The organism is Nonomuraea sp. NPDC049784 (assembly GCF_040659615.1).
Lineage (GTDB): Bacteria > Actinomycetota > Actinomycetes > Streptosporangiales > Streptosporangiaceae > Nonomuraea.
On record NZ_JBFAMX010001019.1, the window covers coordinates 1 to 2,312 of the forward strand.

The window sequence follows — 2,312 nt, forward strand, 5'->3', positions numbered from 1 at the left end:
ATCGCCGCTTCAAGGACGGCTGCGAACTGTCCGGCGGCCAGTGGCAGCGCATCGCCGTGGCCCGCGGCTTCCACCGCGACGCCGACCTGCTCATCTGCGACGAACCCACCGCCGCCCTTGACGCGCGCGCCGAACATGCCGCGTTCGAAGGCCTGCGCACCCACGCCGACGGCCGCACCGTCCTGCTCATCACCCACCGCCTGGCCAGCGTCCGCTACGCCGACCGCATCTACGTCCTCGATCACGGCAAGATCATCGAGCAGGGCAATCACGAAACACTGATGGCCGAAGACGGCCTCTACCGTGAGCTGTACACCCTCCAAGCAACGGCCTACCGATAGCCGCCACCGCCGCCCTGCACTGCACGCGAGGCGTCGCCACAGGAGCCTGGCCAGGAGCTGGCATCGCCTCGCGTGCGTCAGCCCGCAACTGCGGTCTTGTTTCCTTCCCCGCGGGTGTGTCCAGCGGAAAAGCCTGGTCGACGGCCACGTCATCTCTTGATCACCGTTACTACCTGAGCTCCTGGAAGCACGACAATGACTGACCGCGATCAAGAGAAACGCGATGCGATGCCCCCGCTTGTCCTGAGATACGACGGTCCTGCTTTGCGACGCTGGCCGCCGCGCAGGACGAACCCGATGACCTCGCCGCTGTGGGGCATCTGTACCGTCAACGTGCCGGTGGGGTGGCGTCCGATAGTCGGCCGGTCTGATCATCGGATCGGACCGATCGGCGTTCCCAGGCCAGGGCCGCGACCACACCGATGGCATAAGCGACCAGGTCCCATGGGTCGGGGAACGCGCCGACCAGGACACCGCCGATGCCCGGCGGGGTCATGCCGACTATTTGGTAGAACTCGACGGCGGCGGCGATCGCGGCCGTGGCCAGGGTGCGGCGTGCGGCGGTGGTGCGCCACAGCAGCCCCAAGAACGCGTAGACCAGCATGGTGGCGCCGACGTCGCTCACGTAACCGCGGATGAACGGTTGTCCCGGGCCCCGGTACAAGAGGGTGAACGCGCCGACGGCGAGGGCGACGACGCCTAGAAGGACCATGGCGCGGCGCATGAGATTGACGTCTTCTCCGAATCTCAACGATCAGGACGAACTGATCATAGGGCTCGTCCCTTATGGCGGCATGCTGATTGCGTCAGTCAGCGACCGCGGTGGAGTGCCATGGCGAGGGCATGCCAGCACGCTGGAACGTAGTGATGATTCATCCGGAATCGGTCGTTCCCTGGTCAAGGAGAGGAATGACCATGCAGCGGACCGCGATGGTGCCGACGGTACTGGATGATGCTACGACCCACCCGCGGCCAGCAGCGTCACCATGTCACCTGAGTCGCCGGCCTTGGTCGTGGTCTTGTCGACGTAGGTCTTGACGGCCTGTCCCGCCCAGTCGTCCCTGACGAGTTCGTCGATCCGCTTCTCGTCGTCGATGGCGATCAGGTGCTTAAGCACGCCGCTGTGGTGGGTCAGGGCGAACAGGGTGATGGTGCGGGCGTCCGGCTTCCGGCCGCGCACCACCTGGCCGAGCCGCTCGGTGACCTCGCGCACCAACTCGGTGTCGTCGTATGCGTACCGTTCGACCGGGAAGAGCCCCAGGACCCGGGACTTATCGGCCTTGAACGCGCCTCGCTCCGCGAGGCGCCGCAGGTAATGCCGGCCCCAGCGCACCGGGTTGATCCTGATCAGCCATTTGCTGGGCGGCAGCGCCTTGCCCACCTTGACCATCTGGGAGAGCACGGCGTCCAGCTGCGCGTCACCGACCGGCTGCCTGTCCACCACGGCCAGATCGGCGCCCCTCAGCTCCACTCTCCCGAGAGCGGCCAGCTCGGCCAGCTCGGCGGCGGTGAGGCTGATGTTCAGCACATTGTTGGGGATCAACTGCTTACCGTCGCTCTCCCGATGAGCAAGCAGGATGAGCTCGTCTGCGAACGTCAGCTGTTGTCTGGACATACCGCCAAGTGTCGTGTCAGTTCAGCGGCCGCGCGTAGAGGGCGATGTCATCAGCCGTATCTGACATCTGTCATGAAGGGGAAGGCGCGGGAGGACAGTAAGTGATCAGCAACGGTGCAACGCGGTGAAGCAGGCTGATGTGTGGGCGGGATGCCGGGGGAGCCGTGCACGAACGTGATGGGCATAGCCCCCGGTCGCATTCACGCTGAGCCGCGCCGCGTGGTGCCCATCCATTCACGCTTTTCGGCTTGGAGATAGTGGAGGGGGCCTGAGTACGGCGAGTCGACCCGCGCGCGGTTGAAGGGCTGGTGGGGAGGAGACGGATCTAGACGGCCCGCCGCGGCGTCGGACAGGGC

General features: G+C 65.9%; 3 protein-coding genes. 1 reads left to right on the top strand and 2 read right to left on the bottom strand.

Annotated features, from left to right (window positions below; all coding sequences use genetic code 11):
- Nucleotides 1-341: ATP-binding cassette domain-containing protein (locus tag AB0J09_RS62610; RefSeq protein ID WP_360713712.1), on the top strand; the 341-nt coding region annotated here is incomplete at its 5' end.
- A 328-nt stretch (nt 342-669) separates the two neighbouring features.
- Here AB0J09_RS62610 and AB0J09_RS62615 read toward each other — a convergent pair.
- On the bottom strand, nt 670-1,053 hold the full coding sequence (locus AB0J09_RS62615) for a DUF2809 domain-containing protein (protein WP_360713714.1): 384 nt from the start codon (nt 1,051-1,053) through the stop codon (nt 670-672).
- 243 nt (nt 1,054-1,296) lie between these two features.
- The gene (locus AB0J09_RS62620; RefSeq protein ID WP_360713716.1) at nt 1,297-1,956 is read right to left on the bottom strand and encodes a GPP34 family phosphoprotein; all 660 of its coding nucleotides are present in this window, start codon (nt 1,954-1,956) and stop codon (nt 1,297-1,299) included.
- Nucleotides 1,957-2,312: the final 356 nt, after the last annotated feature.

Bases quoted from the DNA above. Each gene is read 5' to 3' on its own strand.
- AB0J09_RS62615 (WP_360713714.1), bottom strand. From the start codon at position 1,053: ATGGTCCTTCTAGGCGTCGTCGCCCTCGCCGTCGGCGCGTTCACCCTC.
- AB0J09_RS62620 (WP_360713716.1), bottom strand. From the start codon at position 1,956: ATGTCCAGACAACAGCTGACGTTCGCAGACGAGCTCATCCTGCTTGCT.